This window comes from Streptomyces sp. NPDC017890 (genome assembly GCF_044328675.1).
Taxonomy (GTDB): domain Bacteria; phylum Actinomycetota; class Actinomycetes; order Streptomycetales; family Streptomycetaceae; genus Streptomyces.
The window spans coordinates 1-2929 of the sequence record NZ_JBIRHU010000096.1; the positions used below are offsets into that span (position 1 = coordinate 1).

The window sequence follows — 2929 nt, forward strand, 5'->3', positions numbered from 1 at the left end:
GCTCGCGGCCCGACAGCCGCTGGCTGACGGGCCGCGGATGTCTCATAGCTGCAGTAACGCCTGCTCCACGACCTCCGTGAGCGCCGGGTGGATGTACATCACCTCGCGGGAGATCTGATCAACCGTCTGACCGGTCATCATCGCCTGAATCAGCGGCTGAATCAGAACCGCCGCATCCGGACCGATGATGTGCGCACCCAGCAGCGTCCGCCCACGAGGATCGGCAAGCAGCTTCACGAAACCTGTGGTGTCCTCGAGCGCCCACCCGTAGGCAGCGTCGGCATACGCCCGAACAGTGACGACGTACTCGATCCCAGCTTCCTCGAGCTGTTGCTGGGTCGCGCCGATACTCGCGACCTGGGGATCAGCAAAGACCGCGTGCGGCACCAAACCGGTCGGCAGCGGCTTCGGATCGTACGCGTGGAGAAGATTGTGCACCATCGTGCGCGCTTCGGCGTTGGCCAAGTGCTTGAGCTGGAAATGATTCGCCAGATCGCCCAGTGACCACACACCGGGCGCCGTGGTCGCCCCGGCCGCATCGGTGACCACATGACCATGCTCATCGAGTTCGATACCGGCGGCCGACAGATCCAGAAGGTCGGAGTTGGGTCGCCGGCCCGCTGCCACCAGCAGCATCTCGGCGGAGACCTCGCGCTGCCCCTGCGCGGTCTCCACAGTAGCGACCACACCCGAAGCACTCGGCTCCACGCGCACCACCTCCGCGTCCAGATGCACCGTCATCTCCTGCACAGCCAACTCGGTGAACCTGTCGGCGATCTGTTGATCCTCACCATTGAGCAAACGCGGACCGCGGTGAACGATGGTGACCTCGACACCGAAAGCGGAGAACACGTGCCCCATCTCGGCAGCGATGAAGCCGCCGCCGATGATCAACAACGACGAGGGCAGATTGTCGATGCGCATGATGGTGTCCGACGTGTGATATTCGACCTCGTCCAGGCCACGGATGGCAGGCACGATCGGCCGGGAGCCTGCTGCCAGCACAACCTTCTCAGCGGAGAGCTCCACCTCCCCGACCTGCAGCCGTCCCGGGGCGACGAAACGGGCCTGATCGGTGTACACGTCGACGCCGTTCTTACGCCGATAATCCACCGCTTGGGCGTGCAGTGGATCGATGCGCCCAAAGATCCGATCGCGGATCTCGGACCAATCGACCGACTCGACCCGCGCATGCACTCCCAGCCTTCCAGCACGTTGTGCCGACCGGACAGCATCGGCCGCCACCACGAACATCTTCGTCGGGATGCAACCACGATTGAGGCACGTACCACCGAAGCGCGAAGGTTCCACGATCGCCCTCCGCAGCCCATCGAACTCCGGGGTGAACAGGTAGTTACCGGTCCCGGCACCAATCACGATCAAATCATGCGTCGTCGCCATATTGCGTTCCTTTCCTTGACTGTGCCGCTGAATCGGACACCGAAATCGAACTGTCAGAGCCCACGGGAACTTCCAGACGTACGAGCACTCCACGAATAGCGTGCAGGTCGGCCTCCGTGTTGGTGGCAACCCGCAACGCCTCCCGAGCACGGCCGCGATCACGAGCCGCAGCCCGGCGCTGGGACAGCAGGATCAAAGGCCCCTGCAACGCAGCCACCGTCGCCAAAATGGCGCCGAGCCCTGTGAGCATGGTCGCCGGATGCGGCTCGAACGGGCGCAGGACAAAATTGACCGCCAACCAGCTGACGATCACCGTCACCAAGCCCGCCAGAAACCACCAGGTCCCCACCATATCGGCGATCTTGGCAGCCCATCGCTCACCACGACCCGGACAAGGCTCATCGAAGACACCAAGGCGGTGACCACAATGCGGACACACCAAATCATCCACCCACGTCAAGCCTTCATCACCGGTAGAAGACGACACCATTCCATGTCCTCGCTCTGGTTGTTCAACTGACGCGATGAGCTCATACACACGGAAGGATCGCTGGGATTCCTCGAAGAGGATGAGATACAACAAGAACTGGCCGACCGGGCTGCAATCAGCTTGTCTGGGCCGAGTAGCGGCACTCTCGAGAGTTCCGCAGAGCACAGACCTACAGAAACCAGCCTTCGCGCTGAGCGAAGTTGGGTCCGGCTGAGCGTCCCCCCCGAAAGCCTAGTACATAGCTAACATTCAGCGCCTGGGCCGTGATTGAAGCAGTCGCGGATTCGTTCCGTCGTCGGCTCCCCTTATCGCCATCTGCCGCACCACACCCCCAGCTCCCCGCTCGTTCATCTCTGGTACTTCAATCGAAGTCGTGATCCAGGACGCATCGCTGACACAAGATTTCCGCTCACTGGAGTGCGCCCCGTAGATGTGCAGAGGACTCGCTTCAGGGCGCGTCCCAACTTCGAGGATCCCGTGACTGGAAAAATCGCTTTCTGTTCGAGGGCGGAAAACTCGAATGGTCAGGAAACCACCCGGACAAGCTTCTTGTTGACGAACTCCTCAACCCCGTAACGGCCGAGCTCGCGACCGAACCCAGAGCGTTTGATCCCACCGAACGGCAACTCAGGAGCATCGACACCCACCCCGTTGACGAAAACCATGCCCACCTCGAGCTGGTCAGCCACCCGCTGCGCCTGGACTGGATCAGTCGTGAACACGTACGAGCCGAGCCCAAACGGAGAATCATTTGCCAGCCGTACCGCTTCCTCCTCCGATCCGACCTTGAAGACCATGGCCACCGGCCCGAACAACTCCTGGCTGTAGACCGGATTGTCAGGCGCGACGTCAGTGAGGATCCCCGCCGGATGAAACGCACCATCGACGCCCCCCGCATCTGCTGCGGTGTACGTCGCGCCGGCAGCGACCGCCTGCGCCACCTGATCCGCAAGGATCTCGGCAGCCTGGACAGAAACCAGCGGCGTGGATCTAGAAGTCGCGTAAAGCTTGTCGGAAAAGGCCGGAACAAATTCGTCG

The 2929-nt window shown here is 62.0% G+C and carries 3 protein-coding genes; all 3 read right to left on the bottom strand.

Annotated features, from left to right (window positions below; all coding sequences use genetic code 11):
• Positions 1–42: 42 nt before the first annotated feature.
• Positions 43–1401, bottom strand: coding sequence for a mycothione reductase (locus ACH4F2_RS35500; RefSeq protein WP_351646395.1), 1359 nt, complete (start codon positions 1399–1401; stop codon positions 43–45).
• Positions 1385–1984, bottom strand: coding sequence for a DUF1003 domain-containing protein (locus ACH4F2_RS35505; protein WP_350835295.1), 600 nt, complete (start codon positions 1982–1984; stop codon positions 1385–1387). Before ACH4F2_RS35505 ends, ACH4F2_RS35500 begins: the two co-directional genes overlap by 17 nt.
• A gap of 431 nt (positions 1985–2415) precedes the next feature.
• Positions 2416–2929: aldehyde dehydrogenase family protein (locus ACH4F2_RS35510; RefSeq protein WP_398136767.1), on the bottom strand; the 514-nt coding region annotated here is incomplete at its 5' end.